This is a genomic window from Noviherbaspirillum sp. L7-7A (assembly GCF_019052805.1).
GTDB lineage: Bacteria > Pseudomonadota > Gammaproteobacteria > Burkholderiales > Burkholderiaceae_D > Noviherbaspirillum_A.
The window spans coordinates 332,003-358,442 of record NZ_JAHQRJ010000001.1; the positions used below are offsets into that span (position 1 = coordinate 332,003).

Below are 26,440 nucleotides of genomic sequence, written 5' to 3' on the forward strand. Positions count from 1 at the left end.
TCTGATGAGTCTTGAAACGCCTCTGTCATCCATCTCCGGTCCTGGGGCAATCGCCGGAGCGACTGGTGGCTGGCGGCGAAAATCGTGTCCGAATGTTACGACACATGATGGCTGATTGTCATGGCGCTCATGGACTCAGGCTTTGGGCCTCTTCAACAAAAGCCGGTTTATATAGCGATCGATCTTGGCCATTTGCAAGCCGGCCGCCGGCGCATAGTCGTACATATAAACCGGAAGCAGCGAATACTGGATCTGCAGCAGCAGCCGTGGCTTGCTTTTGGGAAGCAGGCCCTTGTGTATGCCATGGGTATCGACGGCAAAGAAGGTGCCAGCCGGCCCGGTGACCCTGACCATCTTTTGCTGGCCGTAGCGCGCAGCGACTTCCTCGTCCGCATACGGTGCCAGCCGCGCGCTGCAATGCTCGCGGTGGCTGCCGGTGACATAGACATGGGGGCCGGCGCCTTCGTCGACATCGGTCAGGTAGGCAAACACCTTGATGAAGCGCCAGTCGTCGCAGTCGCGGTGAAAGCCCTGCAATCCGGTACCGGTGCCTTCCCGCGGATAAGACCAGCGCAGGCCGATGGCGGAAATCGTCGGCTTGCAGCCGATATAGTGGGCGGCGAGCCTGATCAGGGGCGCGCTGTTGGCCAGTTCGAGCAGGTGCGGGCAGCCAAGCACGTCCGCCAGGCTGTATTCCGCCATGCGCACTTCCGGCGGTGGCGCATCGGCCAGGAACGTGGGCGTCGAGCGGCCATGTGGCGACAGCGGCCGGTTGCGCAGGTAGGCATGAATATCGTCGATCTGGTTATGGTCGAGCAGCCTGGGGAGCATCGCAAGGCCTTCGGCACGCAGCGCCTGCAGGCTTGCCGTGTCATCCTTGCTGGCTGCATTGACCAGCTCCGGCATGCCGTGCCGGATGCGCAGGTAGCCTGCCACGCCATTGGCGACCGCTCGCCGCAGGGGGCGTGGCGTTACGGCCCGCTGTGCGTAGTACATCAGGCTGTGCCATGGCCTGAAAGTGCGTCCCGGCATCAATTGCACATAATCCATCAAATTTCCTTTATGAAAGAAACAGGAATGACATTGAAGTGCCGTATAAAAGTTGCCTTTTTGGAAATCGTACTAGCTTTCCTGGTGTAAAAGTTAATATTCATTAACTTTTAACAAAAGCAACTTTCTTATAAGAAAATCTCTTGGTCATACGGAGGCGATTTAAGGAAATCGGTATCGGCGCGCTGCTGTGAGCAAGGCACATGCTTTCGCTGGCTATAATTTTTCCCCTTTCATGCCAGCGATAAACGCACCAGATAATGATCTTTTTTACTGTACGTTCAGCCATTGCCATGACGGCAATCGGGACGCTCGGCGCACTGAGCGGCTGTAGTTCCTTTTTGCAACAGGGCGCCGGTGCCGTTGCGGGCGTAGGAGGTGCCGGGGTTGCCGCCAGCGTTACCTCTGATGCCGCGGTGGCGACCGGCATAGGCGTGGGCTTGCAGTCCCTTGCCCAAGCGGGTGTGCAAAGAGCCCAGAAGGCGGTGCATACCACCTTCCAGGACCGGATCGCCGCCGTCGCCGGCGGTCTGGCGGTGGGCGAGGTCGGCAACTGGGAAGTGGTGCATGACATTCCGATCGAGCCGGCCAGCCGTGGCGAGGTGACGGTTAGCCGTATCGTGGGCGCGCGTGCGCTGGATTGCCGGGAAATCGTGTTTTCCGTGGAAAACGGACCACGTGCGGAGAATGGCAAGGGCTTCTACGTGGCCATGATCTGCCGCGACGGCACCCGCTGGAAATGGGCATCCGCGGAGCCTGCCACCGAGCGCTGGGGATCGCTGCAATGATGACGCTGCGGTTGGCCGCCAGGGCGCTCATGGCCTCGGCGGCGCTGGCGCTGCCAGCCTGTTCGACGGTGGGCGGCCTGGCCGGCACGGTGGCCGGCATTGCCACCGGTTCCTTCACCAGCAACCCGGCCATCGGCATCGCGGTGTCGGTGAGCGTCAAGGCGGCCACCGACGCCGGCATCAAGAATCTGCTGCGTTCCCTGCAACAGGATGAGCAGGATGAGATCGCCGCGCTTGCCGGCGCGATGCAGGAAGGGGAAGTGCGTTCCTGGAAAGTGCGGCATAAAATTCCATATGGAAATAACCAGGGCGACATGCAGATAACCCGCGCCATCGTCACGCCCCTGGCCAGTTGCAAGGAAGTGATGTTCACAGTGGACGATGCCAGGGCAGCCCAGGTGTCCGATGGCGCGGCGCGCGGCTGGTTTGCAGCACATGTCTGCCTTCAGGAAAACGGCTGGAAATGGGCAAATGCCGAACCGGCAGTGGAACGCTGGGGCGCCTTGCATTAAAGTGGCGCGCTTGCCGTACCGGAAAAAGCGGATACGGCCACAATAAAAAGGAAGAGACATGCCCCTGCAATCCTCCGTCGGCTGTGCTGCGGCGCCGACTGTCCGTTCCCTGTGGGCCATGCTGGCTGCGCTGTGCATGGCCTTCATGCTGAGCCAGGCCTATCGCACCGCCGCCGCCATGATGGCCAGCCGCCTGCAGGCCGAATTTTCATTGTCGCCGCAACAGCTGGGCAGCTATGCCGGCGCATTCCATTTCGCCTTTGGCGCGATGCAGCTGTTCATGGGGCTGGGCATCGACCTGCATGGCGTGCGCAAGACCATGCTGGCCTCCTTCCCGGTAGCCATCGTCGGCGCGCTGCTGTCCGCGTCGGCGCACAGCTATGCCATGCTGGTCCTGGGCCAGGTGCTGATCGGTGTCGGCTGCGCCGCCGCCTTCCTGGTCTGCACCGTCTTCATCAGCCGTTATTTTCCGCAGGAGCGCTTCGCTTCGGTGTCCGGCCTGGTGCTGGGCATAGGCGGAGGCGGCATGCTGCTCACTGCCACGCCGCTGGCCTGGGTGGTGCAGGAAGCGTCCTGGCGGGCCGGCTTCCTGATGCTGGCCGGCCTGTCGGCGCTGGCCTGGCTGGTGATCTTCCTGCGGGTGCGCGAGCCGGCGCAAGGGCAGGGCGGTTGCCACGAATCCCTGGCAACCGCCCTGCGTGGACTAGGAGCATTGCTGGTGCTGCCGCATACGCTGGGCATCATGGCATTGGGTGCGGTGACCTATGCCGCCTTCATGGCGCTTCGCGGATTGTGGCTGGGTCCGCTGCTGATCAGCCGCTATGGCTACACCCTGGTGCAGAGCGGCAATGTGGCTCTACTGGTATCGGTGGTGTCGCTGTTCGGGCCGCCGCTGTTCGGCCGCTTCGGTCCGCAAGGCGCCGGACGCCGCCGCTGCATCATCGCCTTCACGCTGGCGCTGGTGGCGCTGTTCGCCATCATGGCCATGGTGTCGAGCCGCGCGGTGGTGGTCGGCTGCTCGGTGCTGGTCGGCTTCCTGTCCGGCTTCGTCGTGCTGCAGTATGCCGATGTGCGCGCCTCCTATCCGGTGGCGCAGATCGGCCGCGCAATGGCCCTGCTGAACATGGCGATGTTCCTCGGCGTGGCGCTGGTGCAATGGCTCAGCGGTGCAGTGGCCTCCGCCGCGCCGGCCTGGCATGCCGATCCGCATTCGGCCGCGCTGGCGCTGATCGCCGCGATGCTGACAGCTGGAGTGCTGGCCTTCACCCTGCTGCCGGCGCCACGCGCTGGCCAGGATGTCGTTCGATAAACAACTGTATTGTTTAGCCGACGTTCTGTTGGCAGCGTAAAAAGTTTGCTTTACACAAGTTGCCTCATGGATATAATCGGTCGGGTCAGCCCTGTCAACCGAGGCCATCCATCATGCATTTCGTCCAGCCTGTCATTATCCAGCCGCGCGTCATCGTGGTCGACGTCAGCGCCCAGTGCGCGGACGCCGGCCTGCTCGACGCCGCCGGCGGCGCGATCTACGGCGCCTACCATTACGATGCGGCGGCGCCATTTACCGATGGCAACGGCGTCCTGTGCTACCAGGTCTATCCGCTGGCGATCACGCCGCTGCGGCAGACGCCCGGTTTTTCGGCCGAACGCGCGCTGGGTGACAGGAATCCGGCTACGGGCATGCCGCTGGCCATTGCCTACCTCGACACCATTGCCGAACGTTACGGGCCGCCGCAGGAATTCCCGGAAGTGACCGTGGCCGACCCGGCTGACTACCGCCAGGCCTATGCAGACATCCTGAACGACTGCCAGCGCAGCGCATTCAACAAATTGCCGCTGTGGGCGACCCAAGCCATGCAGCGCAAGACACTGCGGGTGCGGCAAAGGCCCTCGACCGCCGGGAAAATGGCGCCCGAAAGTTTCCTGGTCGATTACATCGCCGCCGACGGATCGCGTGGCTGCTTTGGCATCGACATGCGCAACCATGTCGACAAGTCGCTGCCGCGCCCGGCCTGCGCTTCCGGCTGGAGCACGCCGGCCGAGATCCTGCAGGCGGTGGAAAAGCAGTTCTCGCGCTGCGCCGACATCCGGCGCGAGGATTACCAGGCATTCGAGGTGCCGGTGCACGGAAGATTGCTGCGGGAAGGATTCTTCTGGGCTGACGACATCGGCCAGGACGAGGCGCTGCAGATCCGCGGCAATGCGGCGGGCACCTGCTTCACGGTCTTCTATCTGAACCGGCAGGGCCGGCCGTGCGAAGTCCAATTGGAGGTCGCGCTGCACGGCGCGGCCAGGCTGGCTGGCACGATCGACTGGCTAGACATCGTTGTGGCGATCGAACAGGAATGCGCGGCTTATCCCGGCTTTGACCTGGACCGCTACCGTGTTGCCGATGTGTCCAACGGCGTGCGCAGCCAGCGTGAGATGTTCCTGCCGCATCGTCAGGCCGACATGCGCCAGGCTGCCTGAACGGCAAAGCACCTTCACTCCCCCAGCAGCAGGGCGCCGCGACGCGGCGCATCGGTCTCGGCCAGCGTGCGCAGGATGGCGCGGGCGATGTTGTCGGCGCCCAGGCTGGAAGGCTCGATCGCATTGGCATAATCCCCGGGCCGGCGGCAGATCTGGCGCAGCTCCAGCACCCGCAGCCGCTTTTCCAGCGCCAGCCTGATGATCACGTCATTGAAGCCGGCCAGCGCAAACGCCACCCGCTGCCGATAGCCGGCGTCGGGAAAATTGCCGTTGTAGATGGTGCAGACCACCAGCGGCAGGCGGCGCTGGAGGCAGGCTTCGACCGCGCGCCGGTAGGATGCCTCGAATTCCCGTGCCGCCAGCGCCAGCCTGTCGAGCGCCTCGGCGCTGGAGCGCACCGGCGTGTCCAGCAAATTCTGCCGCATCAGCGCATCATTGCCGCCGACGCTCAGCACCAGGTGCGTCGCATCCGGCGCCAGGCGCGCCAGCTGGGATGCAATATCGCGTGTGGTGGCGCCATCCTGCGCCAGCAACTGCGCCTTCCAGCCGGCGGGCAGGCGCGAGCGCAGGCGGGCGATCACATCCGGCTGGCCGCCGACATAGGCGGCATTGTCGAAAATCGAATCACCCAGCAGTTGGATATGGGCAGAGGAGGGCATGCTATTGACGATGGGTGCGGCCGCCAGTAGCGTGGAACCCGCCAGAAAACGCCGACGTAAGGGATTCATGAATCGATTGTTGTCTTGCCATGAACGGTAATGACCCCGTTTCGGGCCCGGCGTTCAAGTCAGCAGTTAATCAGTCCGTCACCAGGAGAAGAACTTGAGCAGCACCGACGATGGCCTGCAGCAGCTGGCCCGTTTCATCGAACGCCATCCCGATGCCCTGGTGCTGACCGGCGCCGGCATCAGCACCGCTTCCGGCATTCCCGGCTACCGGGATGCGGACGGCGTGCGCCGTGGCCGGGCACCGATCCAGGGGCCGGAATTCCGGACATCCGAGGCGGTGCGCCGACGCTACTGGGCGCGCAGCTTTGCCGGCTGGCCCGTGATCGACCAGGCAGCCCCCAACGCCGGCCATCGGGCGCTGGCCCGCCTGCAGGCGCATGGCCGGCTGGGCGCAACGATCACCCAGAATGTCGATGGCCTGCACCAGCGCGCCGGCAGCAGCGATGTGCTGGAGTTGCATGGCAGCATACGCGCGGTGCGCTGCCTGCATTGCGGCGACAGGCGGGAGAGGGCGGATGTGCAGGCCCAGCTTCGCGCGGCCAACCCGCAGATGGCCGAAGTCACGGCAGTGCCGGCGCCGGACGGCGACGCCCATCTCGACCCGGCATGGCTGGAAAGCTTTCGCATACCCGACTGTCCGCGCTGCGGCGGCATGCTGCAGCCGGACGTGGTGTTCTTCGGCGACATGGTGCCCGCCGAGCGCACGGCCGCCGCCAGCGACCGGCTCAATCGTGCCAGCGCACTGCTGGTGCTCGGGTCTTCGGTAATGGTGCATTCTGGCTACCGGCTCTGCACCCGGGCTGCGGAAGCCGGCAAGCCGCTGGCCGCACTGACCGCCGGCAAGACACGCGCCGACACGCTTTATTCCCTCAAGGTCGACCTGCCGCTGCAGGAAAGCCTGCCGCTCCTGGCCAGCATGCTTGGACTGCCTTGTCGTCAGGAATGTGTCTGAAGAAGGGCTTGAGTTCGGCAAAAACGACACGATCTTTTCTTGCCAGGATGTCGGCCTGTTAATGCGATAAACATAGGCTATGGCATTAATTGGAACTATCGATTTCACGTTTCGATAAATCTACCCTATCATCCTTCCTACCGATTCTTCAACCAAAGGGAAATCCAATGTCACTGATCAATACTACCGTCAAGCCCTTCAACGCCACCGCTTACCACAACGGCAAATTCGTCCCGGTATCCGATGCCGACCTGAAAGGCAAATGGTCCGTAGTCGTGTTCTACCCGGCAGACTTCACCTTTGTGTGCCCGACCGAGCTGGGTGACCTGGCTGACAACTACGACACCTTCAAGTCCCTGGGCGTGGAAGTCTACGGCGTGTCGACCGACACCCACTTCACCCACAAGGCATGGCATGACACCTCGGAAACCATCGCCAAGATCACCTACCCGCTGATCGGCGACCCGACCGGCGCGATCACCCGCAACTTCGACGTGATGATCGAGGAAGAAGGCCTGGCGCTGCGCGGCACCTTCGTGATCAACCCGGAAGGCCAGATCAAGCTGTGCGAGATCCATGACAACGGCATCGGCCGCGACGCCAAGGAACTGCTGCGCAAGGTGCAGGCCGCCCAGTACGTGGCATCCCATCCGGGCGAAGTCTGCCCAGCCAAGTGGACTCCGGGCGCCGAGACCCTGGCACCGTCGCTGGACCTGGTCGGCAAGATCTGAGTTCTGACCCTCTTGTCCCGCGCAGCAGCACCCGCGGGACGCGAAGCCGGGCCAGGACAGCGGCCCGGCAAGCAGTGCCACCCCCCGATCAGCCTCTTACCCCGGCAGCCCAGGCTGATTGGGCGGTAGTACTGCACTCCACCATACCGTAGCAACCCTTTTTGAAAAGCGAGCCATCATGCTGGATGCCAACCTGAAAAACCAACTCAAAGCCTATCTCGAGAAAGTGACCCAGCCGATCGAGATCGTGGCTTTCCTGGATACGACCGACAAGTCGCAGGAAATGCTGGCGCTGCTGAAGGATATCGCGGCGCTGTCGAACAAGATCACCCTGACCGAGCGCCCGGCCGACGGCGAGCGCGCGCCTTCCTTCTCGCTCAACCGCACCGGCAGCGACATGGGCATCCGTTTCGCCGGCATCCCGATGGGCCATGAGTTCACCTCGCTGGTGCTGGCGCTGCTGCAGGTGGGCGGCCATCCGCCCAAGGCCGACGCCGCCGTGATCGAGCAGGTGAAGAGCCTGGAAGGCGACTTCCTGTTCGAGACCTATATCTCGCTGTCCTGCCAGAACTGCCCGGAAGTGGTCCAGGCGCTGAACCTGATGGCGGTGCTGAACCCGAACGTGCGCCACGTGATGATCGACGGCGCGCTGTACCAGGATGAAGTCAATGCGCGCCAGATCATGGCCGTGCCGACCGTCTACCTGAATGGCGAAATCTTCGGCCAGGGCCGCATGGGCCTGGAAGAGATCCTGGCCAAGGTCGACACCGGCGCCGCCGAGCGCGACGCCAGGAAGCTTTCGCAGAAGGATGTGTTCGACATGCTGATCGTCGGCGGCGGCCCGGCCGGCGCGTCGGCGGCGATCTACTCGGCGCGCAAGGGCATCCGCACCGGCGTGCTGGCCGAGCGTTTCGGCGGCCAGGTGCTGGACACCATGGGCATCGAGAACTTCATCTCGGTCAAGGAAACCGAAGGACCGAAGCTGGTGTCGGCGCTGGAGCAGCATGTCAAGAGCTATGACGTCGACGTGATGAATTTGCAGCGCGCCTCTGAACTGGTGCCGGGCGAAGTAATCGAGGTCAAGCTCGAAAGCGGCGCCAGCCTGAAGGCCAAGACCGTGATCCTTGCCACCGGCGCGCGCTGGAGGCAGATGAATGTGCCGGGCGAGCAGGAATACAAGAACAAGGGCGTGGCCTATTGCCCGCACTGCGACGGCCCGCTGTTCAAGGGCAAGCGCGTGGCGGTGATCGGCGGCGGCAACTCCGGCGTGGAAGCCGCGATCGACCTGGCCGGCATCGTCGCCCATGTCACGCTGCTGGAATTCGACGTCAAGCTGCGTGCCGACGCGGTGCTGCAGCGCAAACTGATGAGCCTGCCGAACGTGACCGTGATCACCCAGGCGCTGACCAGCGAAGTGCATGGCGACGGCAACAAGGTCACCGGTCTGCAGTACACCGACCGCCAGACCGGCGCGTCGCACCGCATCGACCTGGAAGGCATCTTCGTGCAGATCGGCCTGTTGCCCAACACCGACTGGCTCAAAGGTACCGTGGCGTTGTCCAGGCATGGCGAGATCGAGATCGACGCCCACGGCCGCACTTCGGTGCCGGGCGTGTTCGCCGCCGGCGACGCCACCACGGTGCCGTTCAAGCAGATCGTGATCGCCATGGGCGAGGGCTCCAAGGCGGCACTGTCGGCCTTCGATCACCTGATCCGCACTTCGGCGCCTGCCGATGGCGCCGAGGCGGTCAAGGCGGAAGACAAGACTGCGGTGCCTGCCTGAACGGAAGTCATGCTGTTGAAAAACGCCGGCGTTAGCCGGCGTTTTTTTTCGGGGGTGGTGCGATTGCTTCTTTTTAAGATCAAAGGGTAGTAGGGTGCAATACCCTGAAGGGGCATTGCACCGTGGGTTGCAAACCGGTATGGCGATGCTGGCTATTTCCCGTGATCGCCGATCCGCGGAATGCCCCTGCGGGGTATTCCGCCCTACATTTGTCCACAGCTGCCACGCCTGTTGCCATTCACCGGCGGGCATGCCGTGTCCATGCATGAAAAAAGCCCGCCGGGCGGCGGGCAAGGGATATCTGCCAGGATATCCAGGGGAGGAGATTGCAGTTCATGCATCCACGCAGACCGCCAGCGTTCTGCCAGGAACGGTGTGGATCTGCCTGAACTGTCAGTGTCGCCTGTTGCTGTATCGACAGTATGTGGGCTTGGTATCGAACCAGACACAATCGCCGGGTGTTCAACTTCGCCGACCTCTGCCAAGCAGGCGCCCAGGCATGCCTTTTCTTCCACACAAGTGCCTAGGCGCGCCGTAAAACCAGCCGCGCGATCAACCCGCCTGCAGCCGCATTTTCCAGGCTGAGCGTACCCCCGCACTGCGACGCCGCCTCGCGGGCGATGGCAAGCCCGAGCCCTACGCCGCCAGTGGCCCGGTTGCGTGAATCCTCCAGCCGCACAAACGGCTCGAACACGGTTTCCATCTTGTTTTCCGGGATGCCCGGCCCCTGGTCCTGTATCTCGATCTGCAGTCCCTCGGCGCTGTCGCTGACCACGATGCGGGCGCACTGGCCGTAGCGCAGCGCATTCTGCAGCAGGTTGGACAGGCAGCGCCGCAGCGCCAGCGGGCGCGTCAGCAGCGGCCGGGCACTGCCGCTGAGGCTGACGTCATGGCCGGCGTCGGTCTCGTCCTCGGCCATCGATTCCAGGAGCGCCGTCACATCCATCATCTGCCATGCCTCGTTCGATGCCTCGTCGCGCAGGTAGCTCAGGGTGGCATTGAGCATGGCCGCCATTTCGGCCATGTCTTCCTTGAGCTTGTCGCGCAGCGCGTCGTCCTGCATGCGCTCCACCCGCAGCTTCATGCGCGTCAGGGGCGTGCGCAGGTCGTGCGATACCGCGGCCAGGAAGCGGCCGCGTTCTTCCACGTTGAGGCGGATGCGCTGCTGCATGCGATTGAACACCCGCGCCGCCTGCCGCGCTTCCGCGGTGCCAGTTTCGGTAATCGGCGGCCGGTTCAGGTCCACGCCGAGTTCCGCGGCTGCCTGGCCCAGCTTCTGTATCGGCCGCGCCAGCATCCGCGCGCCCAGCCATGCCGCCAGGCTGAGCGCAACCAGCTGGCTGATCAGGCCGATCCAGAAGGCCGGCGGCGGCGTGCGCACGCTGTGGCCGGCAATGTCGATCGTCTGCCTGCGATAGGGCGGCGGGCGTTGCGCTGGCCGCGGGCTGTCCGTCGCGCTGATCCCGGATGGCGGCCCCGGCGGCCGGTGGCGGTCGCCATACACCCCCAGCAGCAGCACGAAGGTCATCAGATGGCTGATCATGATGGCGGCCAGCACCAGCAGGAACAGCCGGGAAAAGATGGTGTCCGGCAGCAGGCGCTTCATCGGGTGATGCGGGCGTCGAACAGATAGCCCTCGCCACGGATGGTCTTGAGCAGCCTGGGGTCGCGCGGGTCGTCGTCGAGTTTCTGGCGCAGCCGCGACACCAGGAGGTCGATGCTGCGGTCATAGGCATTGCTGGCCTGACCGCGCGCCGCGTCCATCAGCTGGTCGCGGTTGAGCACCCGGCGCGGTCGTTCGATGAAGGTCCAGAGCAGCCGGAATTCCGCATTCGACAGCGGCACCACCATCTTGCGCGGCGTCGTCAGCTCGCGCGTGTTCACGTCCAGCGTCCAGCCTTCGAAACTGACGCGCTCGCTGTCGCCGCCGGCCGGCGCGGCGCGTTCGCCGCGGGCGCGTCGCAGCACGGTGTGGATGCGCGCCACCAGTTCACGCGGATCAAAGGGCTTGACCACATAGTCGTCCGCCCCGAGTTCCAGGCCCACCACCCGGTCGGCCGGTTCGCCGCGGGCGGTCAGCATGATGACCGGGATATTGCCGGTGGCGCGCAGATGGCGGCACAGCGCCAGGCCATCCTCGCCGGGCAGCATCAGGTCGAGAATGATGACGTCCGGCGTCTGCTCGGCAATTGCGCGCCGCATCGCGGCGCCGTCATGCACGCCGCGCGCCTCGATGCCAAAGTCGGCGAGGTAGGTGCAGAGCAGGGTGCAGATTTCCTTGTCGTCATCGACGATCAGGGCGCGGGTAGGGTGGTGCATGGCAGACATCCGGGACAGGAAAAGGCATGCATGATCGCATGCAAGCCCAGTCTGCGCCGCGGCCTTGTCGGCCGTATGTCGGCATTGCGTCAAGCCTGTTACAAAGAAGGCTGTCTGCCTGAGGCCGCTATTTCCCGCGCACGAAATCGGGCGACGTGCCAGGCGTCTGGCTGCCCGGGTCGGCCGCTTCGTCGGGATTGATGCCCGGTGGCAGGCCGGTGTCGATCACATGCTTCACGTCGTCGCGCTGCTCCGGAGCGATATCGTCGCGATCGGCTGCCGGACGCGGTTGATTGCTGGGCTGGTTTTGCATGAGGCCTCCAAACAGGGTTCGATAGGCGTCGGTGCTTATTGTTCCATCACGGCTAACGGGGGGTGACCGAATTTCCGTGCTTGCGCAACATCTGCCTGACCTTGGCAACCACGAGCGACACCAGCAGCACCGCCACGCCCGCAACGAAAAACACGCTGGCAAGCGCTGCCACCAGCGCTAGGATGATGCAGCCGGCGGTGACAAAACCAGCGATCTTCCAGCGCCACCAGGGACCCAGCATGGCGCGCATCATGGCCGCGCGCGTAGCTTTCGGCGGCGCCTCCGGGCCAGTGCCTTCCACCACTTCCCATTCAGCTTGTTCAAACTTTTGTTCGGACATCATCTTTCTCCTGAAACAGCGTATTGCAGCAATTCGTGACATGCCTGGCCATTGTCCGCCCATTGGAAAATCGTGCGGAAAACCATCAAGCGAGCACTATGATAAGCTGTTGAGTGCAACGTAAAAACCGAAATAATTCGTATAATTCCTTCGTAAAAACAAGAAGGAAAATTTTCTTTCCACTGTTCGGTAACATCTCATCATGGATAATCTCAGCCATTCCGTCGCCAGCCTGCTTGCCGGTGAAATCATGCATCGCAGCCTGCCGCCGGAGGCCGATGAAAACAGCCATGGCCTGCGGCGTCGGCTGATGCTCCTCACCTGTGCGCTGGCTGGCAACTTTCCCGATCTCGACCTGGTGCTGACACCCTTGCTGCCGGCGCCGCTGGGCTATCTGCTGCATCACCGCGGCCATACCCATACCCTGCTTTACGCCTTGCCCCAGATGCTATTGCTGGCCGCGCTGACCTGGGCACTGTGGCCGAATGCACGGCGCCTGCTGCGTCAGAGTGCCACGGCGCGCATCGGTTTCCTGCTGGCGCTGACAACCGGGTTTGCGCTGCATCTTCTGATGGATTACCTCAACTCCTATGGGTTGCATCCGTTTCATCCGATCGATTCCCGCTGGGTGTACGGCGACATGGTATTCATCCTGGAACCGGTGTTCTGGCTGGCCTTCGGCGTGCCGATGATCATGAGCGCGCGCCGGCTTGCCATGCGCTGGCTGCTGCTGCCCATGGCGCTGGTCATGGCTTATCTCGGCTGGCGCGGCTTTCTGGTCTGGCAATCGCTGGCCGTGCTGCTGGCCATGATGGCAGCGCTGGCGCTGGCGGGAACGAAAAGCCATGACGGCCGGCCGCGGCTGGCGCCATTGCTGGCCGGCGTGGCGCTTGGCCTGGGCTTCATTGCGGTGCAGGCGAGCATGTCGGCGCAGGCGCGCCAGCTGGTGGCGCGCCATCTGCAGGCTGCCGACCCGCAGGCGGTATTGCTGGACGCGGCGATGTCGCCCTATCCATCCAATCCGGCTTGCTGGAATTTTGTCGCTGTTGAACGTACGTCAGGGCAGCTTGATTTCCGGGTCAGCCGGGGCATCGTCAGCCTGGCGCCGTCACGGCTGCCGGTATCGGCCTGTCCGCCGGCCTTCCTGGAAGGCGCGCTGCCGGCCGACGCCACTGCCGCCATCGCCCTGCAGGCCCGGCATGAAACGCCGCTGGCGCGCCTGCGTGAGCTGGCGGGCAAGGATTGCCACTTCCGTGACTGGATGCGCTTTGCGCGCATGCCCTGGCTGGAGCGCGACAGCGCCTCCGATGCCCGCTATGCCAGCAGCCCGCGCGGCAACTTTTCCACGCTGGTGCTGGTGGAGCCTGGCGAGCGTGGCTGCGAGCGCGGCGTGCCGCAGTGGGGACTGCCGCGCGCCGATCTGCTGACAGCGCCCGCGGCGGGCAATACCCGTCCGGCGCCGCAGAACTGACCGTCAGTTCTTATCCAACCTTCACGCCGGCCTCGCCGGCCTGCATTTCACCGATCACGGCCGCATCGGCAAAGCCTTCGCGGGCAAACAGCGCCAGCACTTCATCCACCGTCTCTGGCGCGCAGGCCACCAGCAGTCCGCCCGAGGTCTGCGGGTCGGTCAGGAGCATCTGCTGGGCGGCGGTGATGCGATCGGCCAATGTTACCTGATGCCCGTAGCCGGCCCAGTTGCGTCCCGAGGCGCCGGTCACGAAGCCCTTGGATGCCAGTTCGTGCACGCCGGGCAGCAGCGGAATGCGATCCATTTCCAGCCGCGCTTCCAGGCCGGCGCCGCGCGCCAGTTCCAGCAGGTGGCCCAGCAGGCCGAAGCCGGTGACATCGGTCAGCGCATGCACGCCTGGCAGTTCGGACAGCGCCTTGCCCGGCTTGTTGAGCTTGGTGGTGTTTTCGATCATTGCCGCGTAGCCGGCGTCGTCAAGCGCGCCTTTCTTCAGCGCCGCCGACAGCACGCCCACGCCGAGCGGCTTGCCGAGGATGAGCTTGTCGCCGGCGCGGGCATCGGCATTGCGCTTGATCTTGGAAGGATGCACCAGCCCCATCACCACCAGGCCATAGATCGGCTCCACCGAATCGATGGTGTGGCCGCCGGCGATCGGGATGCCGGCCTCGGCGCAGATCGATTCGCCGCCCTGGATGATCTTGCCTATCGTGTCCAGCGGCAGCTTGTCGATCGGCATGCCCACCAGCGCCAGCGCCATGATGGGCGTGCCGCCCATTGCATAGACATCGGAAATCGCATTGGTGGCGGCGATGCGGCCAAAGTCGTAGGGATCGTCGACGATGGGCATGAAGAAGTCGGTGGTGGCGATCAGCGCCTGCTCGTCATTGAGCTTGTAGACCGCTGCATCATCGGCGGTTTCGATGCCGACCAGCAGTTGCGGCGGCACCGGAAAGCCGCTGGATTTTTTCAGGATTTCCGACAGCACGCCGGGCGCGATCTTGCAGCCGCAGCCGCCGCCGTGCGAAAAGGAAGTGAGTTTGACTGGGAGGTTGTCCGGTGCATTCATGATGAGGTCCTGTGTGAAGTCAGCGCATTATCCACTAGCCGCAGAAGGGCTGCTTGCTCGTGCTCCGGCGCGAACAGCGGCGCGCGCCGTGCGCATTCGGCCCTGAGCTGTTGCGCGAAGCCGGCGTCGGTAGCAAAGCGTCCGATCAGCCTGGCCAGCGCGGCGGCATCGCCGACCGGGAAATAGCCGCCATAGCCGGCGCCCAGCATGCCGCGGTTGCCGGCAATGTCGGAGGCGAGCACCGGCACGCCGCTGGTCACCGCCTCGATGATCACATTGGCGCCTCCTTCCATCAGCGAGGGCACCACCAGCAGCTGGCTGCGCCGCAGCAGTTCGCGGGTATCGGCATGGGGCAGGTTGCCCAGCCAGCGGTAGGCCGGGCAATCCGCTTCGGTCAGCCGCGCCTGCTGCGCCAGCGCTTCCTCCAGCGCGCCGCCGACCTGGAGGAAGCGCAGTCCGGGCGCCGAGGCCAGCCTGGCCGCACGCATGAAGTTTGTGGGATCCTTTTCGGCGCGCAGATGGCCTATCATCACCACACTGAGGCTGCCATCGGATGCCGGCAGCGGCGGCAGGGCGGAAGCGGACTGGTAGATGACGCGGGAGCGGGCATGCAACTCGTCCGGCAACTCGGCCAGGCCGGCTTCCTGCAGCAGCACCAGATGCTGCGCCAGTTGCAGCGAACGCCGGGCGTGGTCATCATGCCTGATGTCGCGGTACAGGTCGGTGCCGGTCAGTACCAGGATGCAGGGCCGGCCAGCGGCGGCGCATGCTGCCACCGAATCGGCGGAGCGCCGTGCATGCAGGGCGATCAGCAGATCCGGCGGATTGCTTGCGTGGTCCCAGCCTCTTGTGATTTCGACATGGTATTGTGGCTCAAGGAAGTGCGCCCAGCGCTGCGCAGTCTGCCAGTTGCCATTATTGGAGGCGGCCGAGGCCGGACTGGCGATCAGAATGCGCAGCTTGTTCAACATCGTTATGCCTGTGGAGCCTGATGAATTTTTCCTTTCGAACCGCGACGCCAGCCGAACTGGCCGGTGCGTTGGAAGATGCCCGCGATTATACGCTGGCGCTGTTCGACCGCTTCAGCGACGCCGGCCTGGCTGACCCCGTCCGGGTGCCGCCGCTGGCGGTGGTCAATCCGCCGCTGTGGGAGCTGGGCCATATCGCCTGGTTTGCCGAGTGGTACATTCTGCGGCGCGCGACGTCGAGCGCGCCCGATGCCGCCGAAGGCCATTCCCTGCTGACCAAGGGCGATGACTGGTTCGACTCCAACACCGTGCCGCACAACGCCCGTTGGAAGCTGGGCCTGCCTTCGGCCGGCCAGATCAAGACCTACTGCCATGAGGTGCTCGACCGGGTGCTCGACCGGCTCAGCCAGGCCGGCGACGACGATGCCGCGCTCTATCCCTACCGGCTGGCGCTGGCGCACGAGGACATGCACGGCGAAGCCTTCTTCTACACCATGCAGACCCTGGGCGTGCCGCTGCCGCAAGGCATCGACGCGCGGCCGCCGCGGCCCTGGGCGGAAGGCGAAGTGCGCTTTCCAGGCGGCACCCTGCAGATGGGCAGCAGCGCCGGCAAGGGCTTCGTGTTCGACAATGAGCGCCAGGCGCATCCGACCTATGTGCCTTCCTTCGTAATGGATTCCACGCTGGTCACCAATGAGCAGTTTGCGGAATTCATCGCCGATGGCGGTTATGACCGGCCGCAGTTCTGGAGCCGGGCGGGGCGCGAGTGGCTGATGCGCCAGGAACATTCGGCGCCGCGCGACTGGGAACGGGAAGGTCGGCACTGGCGCTGCGTGCGCTTCGGCCAGCCGGCCACGCTGGCGCCGCACGACCCGGTGCGCCATGTCAGCCTGTACGAGGCGCAGGCTTACTGCATGTGGGCCGAACGCCGGCTGCCGACCGAGGCGGAATGGGAATATGCGGCCATGACGGGCCATCCGGCCTGGCACTGGGGCGATCTGTGGGAATGGACCTGCTCGCCGTTCGAGCCGTATCCGGGCTTCACGGCGGATGCCTATCGTGAGTATTCGGCGCCATGGTTTCACAGCCACCAGGCGGTGCGCGGCGCTTCCTTCGCCACCCGGGGCCGGATGCGTTCGCCAAAATACCGCAACTTTTATATGCCCGAGCGCAATGACGTCCTGATTGGATTTCGCACCTGCGCATTGTGATGCCCATAAAGGAAAAGCCCCTGGCGCCGCAAAGCGCCAGGGGCTTTTTTACCGGCCCCTTACTGCGGCCGGAATGTCAATCAGCGATCGCCGTAGGAGCGACGCGCGCCGGCGTCAGCGCCGCGCGCACCCTTGCCGAAGCTGCTGCCATTGCCCGAACCGGCGCCGTAGCTGCTGCCTTCACGACGCGGCGTGCCTGGCTTGGCGAAGCTGCGCTGGCCCGGCTTGCCGCCGCGGCTGTCGCCCGGTTTCCAGCCATTGGGCTTGTGCGGACGCGGTGCCGCGGTGCGCTTGGGCTCGAAGCCTTCGATCACGTTGACCGGAATCAGCTGCTTGGTGAAACGCTCGATGCGCTTTACATTCATGCCTTCGGCATGGTTGACCAGCGAGATTGCCAGGCCATTGCGGCCGGCGCGGCCGGTGCGGCCGATACGGTGCACATAGTCTTCCGGGAACTTCGGCAGATCGTAGTTGAACACGTGCGTAATGGTCGGCACGTCGATGCCGCGGGCGGCAACGTCGGTTGCCACCAGCACGCGCACTTGGCCACGGCGCACGCTGTCGAGCGTGCGGTTGCGCGCGCCCTGGTGCATGTCGCCATGCAGCGCGGCGGCGGCGAAGCCGGCAATGTTCAGCCGGTCGGCAATCGTGTCGGCATCACGCTTGGTGGCGGTAAACACCACCGCCTGGTCCATGGTCTCGTCGCGCAGCAGATGGTCGAGCAGGCGGTTCTTGTGCGACAGGTCGTCCACGAAGTGCACGCGCTGCTGGATGTTTTCATGGCGGCTGGTCGAGCTGGCGATCTGGATCACGGTCGGCTCGGTGGTGATGCGCTTGGCCATGTTGCCGACCACGCCGTCCAGCGTTGCCGAGAACAGCATGGTCTGGCGCGATGCCGGCGTGGCTGCAACGATCTTCTCGATATCCTCGATGAAGCCCATGTCCAGCATGCGGTCGGCTTCGTCCAGCACCAGGATTTCCAGCTGCGAGAAGTCGATCTTGCCCGATTCCATATGGTCGATCAGGCGGCCAGGGGTAGCCACCAGGATTTCCGGGTTCTTGGCCAGCAGTTGCATCTGCTTCGGATAAGGCATGCCGCCCAGGATCGAGACGGCGCGGACGCGGCGCATGAAGGCGCCGTATTTATCGGTGGCGGTGGTGACCTGCAGCGCGAGTTCGCGGGTCGGGGTCAGCACCAGCATCTTCGGCTGGGCGGCGCGGAAGCGCGGACGCTCGCCACGGGCGCGGGCCGACTGGGATTGCTGGTTGGGCGTGCGGGCGGCATCGGCGCTCGGCTCGACCGAGGCAAACTTGTGCAGCGCCGGCAGCATGAATGCAGCGGTCTTGCCGGAGCCGGTCTGGGAAGAGACCAGCAGGTCGCGGCCGGCGAGGGCCGCGGGAATGGCCTGTTCCTGGACGCCGGTCGGCTTGGTGTAGCCAGCTTCGGTCAATGCTTTCAATACGGACGCGTGCAGGCCTAGTGCTTCGAATGTCATCAGTTTCTTTCGTAAATCGTAAATTAGCGCGGCACGACGGCAACGGGGCCATCACAGTGCTGGGCGCGAAGATGCATCGCCAACCAACGAAACAGCGAGGAAAACTCGAAAGAGATTTCGGCACAAAAGCTTTGCGCCGGGACGGTGTCATGTGACTTCGACACCAGGAGGCGGGAGGGCTTTATCGTTAATGCTAAGGGTTCGCGGTGCTGCGGAAGTGCGGACTTTTATTGCATCGCACAAACCATATTGTAACTGCCATGGCAGTGTTCTGTCCACCCTTTATTACCGCTGGTTTGCGAATCGGCCGGATTACCTGGCTGATTCGCATAAGAAACAGTTTTACTCGGCCATGCCGCCGACCACATGCGAAAAGCCGCCGTCGACATAAGTGATTTCGCCGGTAATGCCGCCAGCCAGCTCCGACAGCAGGAAGGCGGCGGTATTGCCGACATCCTCGATCGTCACGTTGCGGCGCAGCGGCGCATGTTCCTTGACGAAATTGAGGATCTTGCCGAAGTCCTTGATGCCACTGGCGGCCAGGGTCTTGATCGGGCCGGCGGAAATGCCGTTGACCCGCACGCCTTTCTTGCCCAACGATTCGGCCAGGTAGCGCACGCTGGCTTCCAGCGATGCCTTGGCCAGGCCCATGGTGTTGTAGTTGGGCAGGGCGCGCATCGAACCCAGGTAGCTCAGCGTCAGCAGTGCGGAGTGCTGCGACAGCATAGGCGCGGCGGCCTTGGCCATGGCCGGGAAGCTGTAGGCCGAAATGTCATGGGCGATGCGGAAGTTCTCGCGGGTCATGCCGTCGAGGAAGTCGCCGGCGATCGCCTCGCGCGGCGCGAAGCCGATCGCATGCACCAGGCCGTCGAGCTGGGCCCACGACTTGGCCAGGTCGGCAAACAGCGCATTGATCTGCTCGTCGCTGCCGACGTCGCAGTCAAATACCAGTTCGCTGTCGAATTCCTTGGCGAAATCGGTAATGCGATCCTTGAAGCGGTCGCCGACATAGGTAAACGCCAGTTCCGCGCCTTCCCGCTTGCAGGCCTGGGCAATGCCGTAGGCGATGGACCGGTTCGACAGCAGGCCGGTGATCAGGATTTTTTTGCCTTGCAGGAAAGCCATGGGAACTCCAGGAAAGTGGGCGGTGGGCGAAGGGCGCCGGTTTTGAATCGGCAAGATTGTAGGGGGTAGCGGCGGGGAGGGCAACTTTGGCAGCGGCAAACGAGATTTTGAGGAGCGTCGGCCCGGTTCGATGGGACGTTAAGAGCTGCTTGGACTTATCCGAATGGCAGGCAGACAAGGACCGATCCTGCGATTAACGCTACTGAATGTGAGTGCGATTGCCAACATGTTTTGAAATTAATCTGGAGATATTTGTGGATGCAAACTATTCAGCCCGGCCGGCAGCACCTTTACCCGGCCATGGACAGAGACCTGCCTGGCAAACACCTTCCGGAAACGGTCATACGTTATGGACTGACGCTTTCGATGTTGACGCCGCAAACAAATCCATTGCGCATGGTACTTCGGCAGTCGAAATGACAAGTCCTGACAAAGTCTTTCAGCATGCGTCCGTGCTGCTTCTTTCGGAAGATCATCAATGCTCGCATGCAGCGAGATACTTGTTCAGGAACCTCGATAACTTGAATTCTTTCAAGAAAGACGACCTCGTCATGATGTTTGAACGCCTGCCTCAGGGTTGCAGCAAAGAGGAGATTTTCCAGAATCCGAGTACACCGGCCTATTTGAAGGCCTTGATCCGGGCCGGATTCCGCATCATTGGGTTAGAGACGGCTGTTTCTGCAAGTGCAAAGTTTCGTTGGGAAGCCTGGAAACAGCAAATCAATAATGCGCAGAATCCGATTCATCAGCGGCAGGCAGTTGCTGCCTTGCAGCGCGAACTGAACAAGGACGCAGATCAATTTCGCACACCAAATGGTAAGAGGGAACTGAGCGCGGCAGCGTCTGTAGCGCTAAATCCGCAAGCTGATACCTTGGTGGACAAGGCTAGTCTGGGACTGATCTGGAGCCATATGGACAGCGCGTTTCTGTACGAAATTCAACCTGAACTGAACGAGCGCATGGTGGCCAATAAGTCTTTCGCCGAGCAGATTGCGGCTGCATCCGACCTTTATCCTCATGTCGTGGTTCAGATCGGCAGGAGTCATTCCCCCGATCTCGTGCCTGACGCGCCAGGCGTTGAATCTTTGCTGAATCAGCACGCAAGCAGAGCGGGCCGACTGCCTGCTGTGTCGCTTTACATGTCGGATGACTCGCAAACCTTTGAACGGCGGCCTCATAGCACCCGGTGTCGGGAAAAGGTCGGCGGTAACGTCAAGGAGGTACCACGCACCAGTGCCAGGGGTTGCCTATGGTTGCCCGGAGATGCTTTCGCCGAGGGCGAAGATTTCAGGAAATTTTTGAATCTGTACAACGAGAGCACGGCAAACACGGCTCAGGCAAACCCGAATGCGCCGGCGGAATGTTGTGTAATCCTTTGATGTTCACAACTCTGGCATTGGCCCGGGCGAAGGAGAACCGGGCCATTTACGGCAGAGGAAGCATCTGTAGCATTGCCCTTGGTTCGCGGTAAAGCCACTAGCTTTTCAAAATCACACTCATCCGGGCCGCAGTGTGCGTATCTGACTCACCGACCATGCCCGGTACCTTTGGGTACAATACCCCGGCACCGCCCACGGCGGCTTGCATCCAACATGGGGTGACCGACAAGGCATGGCAAAACTACTGGCAACTCTTTTCCTGGCCGCCGGCATTGCCGGCAGCAACGGCGCGCTGGCGGCGCATGCCTTCGCCCTGTACGACACCCCCAAGTATCCGGCCGGCTTCCACCATTTCGACTACGTCAATCCCGACGCGCCCAAGGGCGGCGAACTGTACCTGGCCAACCCGGACCGGCGCACCAGCTTTGACAAGTTCAACCCGTTTTCCCTGAAAGGCGTGGCCGCGGCCGGCGTGTCCAACCTGATGTTCGAAACCCTGGCGGTCAGCTCTTCCGATGAAACCGCCACCATGTATGGCCTGCTGGCAGAGGACATGGAACTGGCGCCGGACCGGATGGCAATCATTTTCCGCCTCAATCCCAAGGCCCGCTTCAATAATGGCGACCCGGTGCTGGCCGCCGATGTGAAGCATTCCTTCGACACCCTGATGGCCAAGGGCGCGCCGCAGTTCAAATCGGTTTTCGCCGACATAAAACAATGCGTGGTGGTGGACGAGCGCACCGTGCGCTTCGACTTCCGCCAGCTCAACCGCGAGCTGCCGCTGATTGCCGGCGGCATGCCGGTGTTCTCGCGCAAGTGGGGCGCCAAGACCAGCTTCGACAAGATACAGCTGGAAGCGCCGATCGCCAGCGGCCCCTACCTGATCGAACGCTATGATGTCGGCCGCGCCATCACCTACAAGCGCAATCCCGATTACTGGGGCGATGCGGTCCCATCCCGGCGCGGCATGTTCAACTTCGGCCGCATCTTCTATCGTTTCTACAAGGATGACACCGCCCGGCTGGAAGCCTTCAAGGCCGGCGAATTCGACGTGGTGGTGGAATACAGCGCCAAGAACTGGGCGCGCAGCTATAACGGCCCGAAATTCCGCAGCGGCGAGATCATCAAGCGTGAACTGACGCACTCCAACGGCGCCGGCATGCAGGGGTTCGTAATGAACCTGAGGCGCGGCCAGTTCCAGGACATCCGGGTACGCCAGGCGCTGGGCCTGGCGCTGGACTTCGAATGGATGAACCGGCAGCTGTTCTATGGCCAGTACAAGCGCATCCATTCCTTCTTCAACAACAGCGAACTGGGCGCCCGCGACATGCCGTCGGAAGACGAACTGAAGCTGCTGGCGCCGATGCGCGACAAGCTCGACCCCGCGGTCTTCGGTCCGGCGCCGCTGCCGCCGTCGACCGAGGAGCCTTCGTCGCTGCGCGCCAACCTGATGCAGGCGCGCGAGCTGCTGCGGCAGGCCGGCTGGGAATACAGGGACGGCGCGCTGCGCAATGCCAGGGGCGAGCCGCTGGCGTTCGAGATCATCGACGACCAGGGCGCGCTGTCGCGGGTCATCAGCGTCTATGTGCGCAACCTGCGCAAGCTGGGCGTGCAGGTGAACCAGCGCACCGCCGATTTCGCCTTGCTGCAAAAGCGCATGGAAGAATTCGACTTCGACATGACCACCAACCGCTTCCCGGACGTAACCAGCCCGGGCAATGAGATGTACGACATGTTCGGCTCCAAGGCCGCCGACGAGAAGGGCTCCAACAATGCCTGGGGCTTGAAAGACCCGGTGGTCGACAAGCTGGTCGATGCGCTGGTGGCGGCCAACACCCGGCGCGAACTGGTGGCGGCCGCGCGGGCGCTGGACCGGGTGCTGATGCATAAGTACATCGTGGTGCCGCACTGGTATTCCTCGACGCACCGGGTGGCTTACCGCAACCGCTTCGGCATCCCGGCCACCGCGCCGCTGTATTACCAGGCCGACCCCTATGTGATTTCCACCTGGTGGCAGGCCAAGCCACGATGAAAGGACAAGCATGAATCTGTGGGCCTATATTGCCAAGCGGGTGCTGCTGATGGTGCCGACGCTTCTGGGCGTGGTGGCGATCACCTTCGCCGTGATCCAGTTCGTGCCGGGCGGTCCGGTCGAGCAGGCACTGATGGAATTGCGCAAGGGCCAGGCTACCGGCGGCGGCGAAGCCAGCGGCGGCGGCGCCTCGCAATATCGCGGTCGGCAAGGCGTGGATGCCGAGCGGGTCAAGGAGATCCAGGCGCTGTACGGCTTCGACAAGCCGCCGCTTGAACGCTTCTGGCAAATGCTGAAGGGCTTTGCCCGTTTCGACCTCGGGCAGAGCTTCTACCATCACAAGGATGTCTGGGACCTGGTGAAGTCCAAGCTGCCGGTCTCGATTTCCATCGGCCTATGGACCTTCTTCCTGACCTACTTCATCTCGGTGCCGCTGGGCGTGGCCAAGGCAATCCGCGAGGGCAGCCGCTTCGACATGGTGACCAGCATGCTGGTGCTGATCGGTTACTCGATTCCCGGCTTTGTGCTCGGCGTGCTGCTGCTGGTGCTGTTTGGCGGCGGCAGCTTCGTGCAATGGTTCCCGCTGCGCGGCCTGACTTCCGACAACTGGGAAACCCTGTCCTGGGGCGGCAAGGTGCTGGACTACCTGTGGCATATCACGCTGCCGGTGACGGCATCGGTGGCCGGCGCCTTCGCTGTGATGACCATGCTGACCAAGAACACGTTCCTCGAAGAGATCCGCAAGCAGTATGTGCTGACGGCCCGCGCCAAGGGCCTGTCCGAGCGCACGGTGCTGTACAAGCATGTGTTTCGCAATGCGCTGATTCCCCTGGTGACGGGTTTTCCGGCCGCCTTCATCGGCGCCTTCTTCGCCGGCAGCCTGCTGATCGAAACCCTGTTCTCGCTGGATGGCCTGGGCCTGCTGTCGTATGAATCGGTGGTGCGGCGCGACTATCCGGTGGTGATGGGCACGCTCTACCTGTTCACGCTGATCGGCCTTGTCGTCAAGCTGCTGGGCGACCTCTGTTATGTCTGGGCCGACCCGCGGGTCCAGTTCGAAAGCCTGGCACGATGAGCGCCGTATCCATTTCGCCCGGCCGCCGCATCTGGCTGCGCTTCAGGCAGAACCGGCGCGGGTACTGGAGCCTGGTCATCTTCGTGGTGCTGTTCGCGCTCAGCCTGGGCGCGGAACTGCTGTCGAACGACAAGCCGCTGGTGGCGCGCTACAACGGCAAGATCATTTTCCCGATTGCCCAAACCTACTCGGAAAAGGCCTTCGGCGGCGACTTCGACACGCCGGCCGACTTCCTCGATCCCTTCATCCAGGACCAGTTCAAAAAAGATGGCAACTGGGCGGTCTATCCGCCGAATCATTACCGCTATGACACGCTGAACTATTTCGCCAAGGCGCCCAACCCGGCGCCGCCTTCCGGCGAGAACTGGCTGGGCACCGACGACCGCGGCCGCGACGTGGTGGCGCGGCTGCTGTACGGCTTCCGGGTTTCCATCCTGTTCGGCATTGCGCTCACGGTGACCGGCGTGCTGCTGGGCCTGATCACTGGCGCGGTGCAGGGCTATTTCGCCGGCCGCACCGACCTGCTGTTCCAGCGCTTCATGGAGATATGGAGTTCGATGCCCGAGCTGTACCTGCTGATTATCTTCGCTTCCATCTTCGACCCCAGCATCGGCCTGCTCCTGCTGCTGCTTTCACTGTTTGGCTGGATGGGCCTGTCGGATTATGTGCGGGCCGACTTCCTCCGTAACCGCAATCTGGAGTATGTGCAGGCGGCGCGCGCGCTGGGGCTGTCGAATGCCCAGATCATCTGGCGCCACGTGCTGCCCAACAGCCTCACGCCGGTGGTGACCTTCCTGCCGTTTCGCATGAGCGGCGCCATCCTTGCGCTGACCAGCCTGGACTTCCTCGGGCTGGGCGTGCCGCCTTCCACGCCCAGCCTGGGCGAGTTGCTGGCACAGGGCAAGAACAACCTGGACGCCTGGTGGATCGCGCTGTCGACCTTCATGGTGCTGACGGTCACGCTGCTGTTGCTGACCAATATCGGCGATGCACTGCGCAATTCGCTGGACGTGCGGAGGAAGTCTTGAGCTTGCTGAATGTACAGGGATTGAGCGTTGCCTTCGGCGATGCCGTCGTGGTCGACGATGTCAGCTTTGCCATCGCGCCCGGCGAGAAGTTCGCGCTGGTTGGCGAGTCCGGCTCCGGCAAGACCGTCACGGCGTTGTCGGCGCTGCGGCTGAACCAGGATGCGCGCTACCGGGGCAGCATCCTGTTCAATGGCGAAGACATCCTGAAGATGTCCGAACCCGCCTTGCGCCGGCTGCGCGGCAAGGATGCGGCAATGATCTTCCAGGAGCCGATGACGGCCCTGAACCCGCTGTTTTCGATAGGCAACCAGATCGCCGAAGTGCTGATGCTGCATGAAGGCCTGTCGGCGAAGGCGGCGGCGCAGCGCACCGTGCAGCTGCTGGACAAGACCGGCATACCGGAGCCGGCGCGGCGCGCGCTGGCCTATCCGCATCAGCTCTCCGGCGGCCAGCGCCAGCGCGCGATGATTGCGATGGCGCTGGCCTGCAAGCCGCACCTGCTGATCGCCGACGAACCCACCACCGCGCTGGATGTGACGATACAGGTGCAGATCCTCGAACTGCTTAACCAGTTGCAGCGCGAGGAAAACATGGCGGTGCTGATGATCAGCCATGACCTGAACCTGGTGCGTCATTTCGCCGACCGGGTGGGCGTGATGGAAAAGGGAAGGCTGATCGAGACCGCTCCGGTCCATGATCTGTTTGCCAGCCCGCGCGAAACCTACACCAGGAAGCTTTTGGCCAGCCATCCGCAGCGCATGGTCAACAAGGTCGACGCCGCCGGCGCACCGCTGCTGGAAGCGAAGCAGGTACGCTGCACCTTCGAGATCAAGGAAGGCTGGTTCAAGAGGCGCAGCTTTGCTGCGGTCGATGATGTGGCGCTGGCGTTGCGGCCCGGCGAGACGGTGGGCATTGTCGGCGAATCGGGTTCGGGCAAGTCCACGCTGGGCATGGCGCTGCTGCGGCTGTCGGCGGCGCGCGTATCGGGCACCATCCGGTTTCGCGAGCATGCCATCAGCGAGATGTCGGCCAATGCTTTGCGGCCCTTGCGCTCGCAGATGCAGGTAGTGTTCCAGGACCCGTTTGCGTCCTTGTCTCCGCGCCGCACGATCGAGCAGATCGTCGGCGAAGGCCTGGCGCTGCACCAGCCGCAACTGGGCGCGCAGGCCTTGCGCGACACGGTCGCCGCCGCCCTGGAGGAAGTGGGTCTATCGGCCGCGATGATGCAACGCTATCCGCACGAGTTTTCCGGCGGCCAGCGCCAGCGCATTGCGATTGCCCGTGTTTTGGTATTGAAGCCGGCGCTGGTGCTGCTGGATGAGCCGACTTCGTCGCTCGACGTATCGGTGCAGATGCAGGTGCTGCAGCTGCTGGCCGAACTGCAGCGCAAGCATGGCATAGCCTATCTCTTCATCAGCCATGACCTTGCCGTGATACGCGCGATGGCGCACCGCGTGCTGGTGATGAAGGACGGCAGGGTGGTCGAGCAGGGGGATGTCGACCATGTGCTGTCGGCGCCGTCGCAGCCTTATACCCAGAGGCTGCTGGCGGCATCGACCTACAGCGCGGCCGCGGTCGATGCCTGACTGGTACGGCGCGGCGGG

Annotated in this window: 24 protein-coding genes; 14 read left to right on the top strand and 10 right to left on the bottom strand. The window is 63.4% G+C overall.

Going from position 1 to position 26,440, the window contains the following annotated elements; all coding sequences use genetic code 11:
- Positions 1 to 135 precede the first annotated feature (135 nt).
- Complete coding sequence (locus tag KTQ42_RS01500; RefSeq protein ID WP_217343893.1) at positions 136 to 1,050, bottom strand: phytanoyl-CoA dioxygenase family protein; 915 nt, start codon at positions 1,048 to 1,050, stop codon at positions 136 to 138.
- A 293-nt stretch (positions 1,051 to 1,343) separates the two neighbouring features.
- Between KTQ42_RS01500 and KTQ42_RS01505 the strand changes: the two genes are divergently transcribed.
- The 4 genes from KTQ42_RS01505 (at position 1,344) to KTQ42_RS01520 (ending at position 4,819) form a co-directional block, all read left to right on the top strand.
- Complete coding sequence (locus KTQ42_RS01505) at positions 1,344 to 1,838, top strand: hypothetical protein (RefSeq protein WP_249222604.1); 495 nt, start codon at positions 1,344 to 1,346, stop codon at positions 1,836 to 1,838.
- On the top strand, positions 1,835 to 2,350 hold the full coding sequence (locus KTQ42_RS01510; RefSeq protein WP_249222605.1) for a hypothetical protein: 516 nt from the start codon (positions 1,835 to 1,837) through the stop codon (positions 2,348 to 2,350). Before KTQ42_RS01505 ends, KTQ42_RS01510 begins: the two co-directional genes overlap by 4 nt.
- 58 nt (positions 2,351 to 2,408) lie before the next feature.
- On the top strand, positions 2,409 to 3,659 hold the full coding sequence (locus KTQ42_RS01515; RefSeq protein WP_249222606.1) for an MFS transporter: 1,251 nt from the start codon (positions 2,409 to 2,411) through the stop codon (positions 3,657 to 3,659).
- A 113-nt stretch (positions 3,660 to 3,772) separates the two neighbouring features.
- Positions 3,773 to 4,819, top strand: a complete 1,047-nt coding sequence (locus KTQ42_RS01520) for a hypothetical protein (RefSeq protein WP_217343895.1) — start codon at positions 3,773 to 3,775, stop codon at positions 4,817 to 4,819.
- Positions 4,820 to 4,833: 14 nt separating this feature from the next.
- On the opposite strand, the gene KTQ42_RS01525 is transcribed toward KTQ42_RS01520, so the two are convergent.
- Positions 4,834 to 5,547: an SGNH/GDSL hydrolase family protein gene (locus KTQ42_RS01525; RefSeq protein ID WP_217343896.1), complete on the bottom strand. Its 714-nt coding sequence runs from the start codon at positions 5,545 to 5,547 to the stop codon at positions 4,834 to 4,836.
- Between the two features lie 94 nt (positions 5,548 to 5,641).
- Between KTQ42_RS01525 and KTQ42_RS01530 the strand changes: the two genes are divergently transcribed.
- The 3 genes from KTQ42_RS01530 (at position 5,642) to ahpF (ending at position 9,013) form a co-directional block, all read left to right on the top strand.
- Positions 5,642 to 6,499, top strand: a complete 858-nt coding sequence (locus tag KTQ42_RS01530; protein WP_217343897.1) for an NAD-dependent protein deacetylase — start codon at positions 5,642 to 5,644, stop codon at positions 6,497 to 6,499.
- Between the two features lie 167 nt (positions 6,500 to 6,666).
- On the top strand, positions 6,667 to 7,230 hold the full coding sequence (gene ahpC / locus KTQ42_RS01535) for an alkyl hydroperoxide reductase subunit C (protein WP_194713454.1): 564 nt from the start codon (positions 6,667 to 6,669) through the stop codon (positions 7,228 to 7,230).
- Positions 7,231 to 7,408: 178 nt separating this feature from the next.
- Positions 7,409 to 9,013 carry an alkyl hydroperoxide reductase subunit F gene (gene ahpF, locus KTQ42_RS01540; RefSeq protein WP_217343898.1) on the top strand — a complete coding sequence of 535 codons (1,605 nt, stop codon included), beginning with the start codon at positions 7,409 to 7,411 and terminating at the stop codon, positions 9,011 to 9,013.
- A gap of 523 nt (positions 9,014 to 9,536) precedes the next feature.
- On the opposite strand, the gene KTQ42_RS01545 is transcribed toward ahpF, so the two are convergent.
- The 4 genes from KTQ42_RS01545 to KTQ42_RS01560 all read right to left on the bottom strand — a co-directional run bounded on the left by KTQ42_RS01545 (position 9,537) and on the right by KTQ42_RS01560 (position 11,988).
- Complete coding sequence (locus tag KTQ42_RS01545) at positions 9,537 to 10,619, bottom strand: ATP-binding protein (protein ID WP_217343899.1); 1,083 nt, start codon at positions 10,617 to 10,619, stop codon at positions 9,537 to 9,539.
- A complete protein-coding gene (locus tag KTQ42_RS01550) occupies positions 10,616 to 11,332 on the bottom strand; it encodes a response regulator (RefSeq protein WP_217343900.1) in 717 nt (238 codons plus the stop codon). The genes KTQ42_RS01545 and KTQ42_RS01550 overlap by 4 nt, the downstream gene beginning before the upstream one ends.
- A 127-nt stretch (positions 11,333 to 11,459) precedes the next feature.
- Positions 11,460 to 11,645, bottom strand: a complete 186-nt coding sequence (locus KTQ42_RS01555; RefSeq protein WP_217343901.1) for a hypothetical protein — start codon at positions 11,643 to 11,645, stop codon at positions 11,460 to 11,462.
- Between the two features lie 52 nt (positions 11,646 to 11,697).
- Positions 11,698 to 11,988 (bottom strand): hypothetical protein, encoded by a 291-nt coding sequence (locus KTQ42_RS01560; RefSeq protein WP_217343902.1) that lies wholly within the window; start codon positions 11,986 to 11,988, stop codon positions 11,698 to 11,700.
- A 199-nt stretch (positions 11,989 to 12,187) separates the two neighbouring features.
- Between KTQ42_RS01560 and KTQ42_RS01565 the strand changes: the two genes are divergently transcribed.
- Positions 12,188 to 13,456 carry a metal-dependent hydrolase gene (locus KTQ42_RS01565; protein ID WP_217343903.1) on the top strand — a complete coding sequence of 423 codons (1,269 nt, stop codon included), beginning with the start codon at positions 12,188 to 12,190 and terminating at the stop codon, positions 13,454 to 13,456.
- A gap of 10 nt (positions 13,457 to 13,466) precedes the next feature.
- On the opposite strand, the gene selD is transcribed toward KTQ42_RS01565, so the two are convergent.
- Both selD and senB read right to left on the bottom strand, forming a co-directional pair.
- A complete protein-coding gene (gene selD, locus KTQ42_RS01570; protein WP_217343904.1) occupies positions 13,467 to 14,522 on the bottom strand; it encodes a selenide, water dikinase SelD in 1,056 nt (351 codons plus the stop codon).
- A complete protein-coding gene (gene senB / locus KTQ42_RS01575; protein ID WP_217343905.1) occupies positions 14,519 to 15,493 on the bottom strand; it encodes a selenoneine biosynthesis selenosugar synthase SenB in 975 nt (324 codons plus the stop codon). The genes selD and senB overlap by 4 nt, the downstream gene beginning before the upstream one ends.
- 20 nt (positions 15,494 to 15,513) lie before the next feature.
- On the opposite strand from senB, the gene senA reads away from it, so the two are divergent.
- Entirely contained in the window at positions 15,514 to 16,701 is a 1,188-nt protein-coding gene (gene senA / locus KTQ42_RS01580; RefSeq protein WP_217343906.1) for a selenoneine synthase SenA, read from the top strand.
- An 80-nt stretch (positions 16,702 to 16,781) separates the two neighbouring features.
- On the opposite strand, the gene KTQ42_RS01585 is transcribed toward senA, so the two are convergent.
- Together KTQ42_RS01585 and fabI are read right to left on the bottom strand one after the other, a co-directional pair.
- Entirely contained in the window at positions 16,782 to 18,197 is a 1,416-nt protein-coding gene (locus KTQ42_RS01585; protein ID WP_217343907.1) for a DEAD/DEAH box helicase, read from the bottom strand.
- Positions 18,198 to 18,539: 342 nt separating this feature from the next.
- Positions 18,540 to 19,322 (bottom strand): enoyl-ACP reductase FabI, encoded by a 783-nt coding sequence (fabI, locus tag KTQ42_RS01590; protein WP_217343908.1) that lies wholly within the window; start codon positions 19,320 to 19,322, stop codon positions 18,540 to 18,542.
- Positions 19,323 to 19,576: 254 nt separating this feature from the next.
- Here fabI and KTQ42_RS01595 point away from each other — a divergent pair, with 254 nt between their 5' ends.
- The 5 genes from KTQ42_RS01595 to KTQ42_RS01615 all read left to right on the top strand — a co-directional run bounded on the left by KTQ42_RS01595 (position 19,577) and on the right by KTQ42_RS01615 (position 26,422).
- Positions 19,577 to 20,701 (top strand): hypothetical protein, encoded by a 1,125-nt coding sequence (locus KTQ42_RS01595; RefSeq protein ID WP_217343909.1) that lies wholly within the window; start codon positions 19,577 to 19,579, stop codon positions 20,699 to 20,701.
- A 232-nt stretch (positions 20,702 to 20,933) separates the two neighbouring features.
- On the top strand, positions 20,934 to 22,733 hold the full coding sequence (locus KTQ42_RS01600; protein ID WP_217343910.1) for an extracellular solute-binding protein: 1,800 nt from the start codon (positions 20,934 to 20,936) through the stop codon (positions 22,731 to 22,733).
- A 10-nt stretch (positions 22,734 to 22,743) separates the two neighbouring features.
- The gene (gene yejB, locus KTQ42_RS01605; protein ID WP_194713440.1) at positions 22,744 to 23,808 is read left to right on the top strand and encodes a microcin C ABC transporter permease YejB; all 1,065 of its coding nucleotides are present in this window, start codon (positions 22,744 to 22,746) and stop codon (positions 23,806 to 23,808) included.
- On the top strand, positions 23,805 to 24,836 hold the full coding sequence (locus KTQ42_RS01610; protein WP_217343911.1) for an ABC transporter permease: 1,032 nt from the start codon (positions 23,805 to 23,807) through the stop codon (positions 24,834 to 24,836). Before yejB ends, KTQ42_RS01610 begins: the two co-directional genes overlap by 4 nt.
- The gene (locus KTQ42_RS01615; protein WP_217343912.1) at positions 24,833 to 26,422 is read left to right on the top strand and encodes a dipeptide ABC transporter ATP-binding protein; all 1,590 of its coding nucleotides are present in this window, start codon (positions 24,833 to 24,835) and stop codon (positions 26,420 to 26,422) included. The genes KTQ42_RS01610 and KTQ42_RS01615 overlap by 4 nt, the downstream gene beginning before the upstream one ends.
- Positions 26,423 to 26,440: the final 18 nt, after the last annotated feature.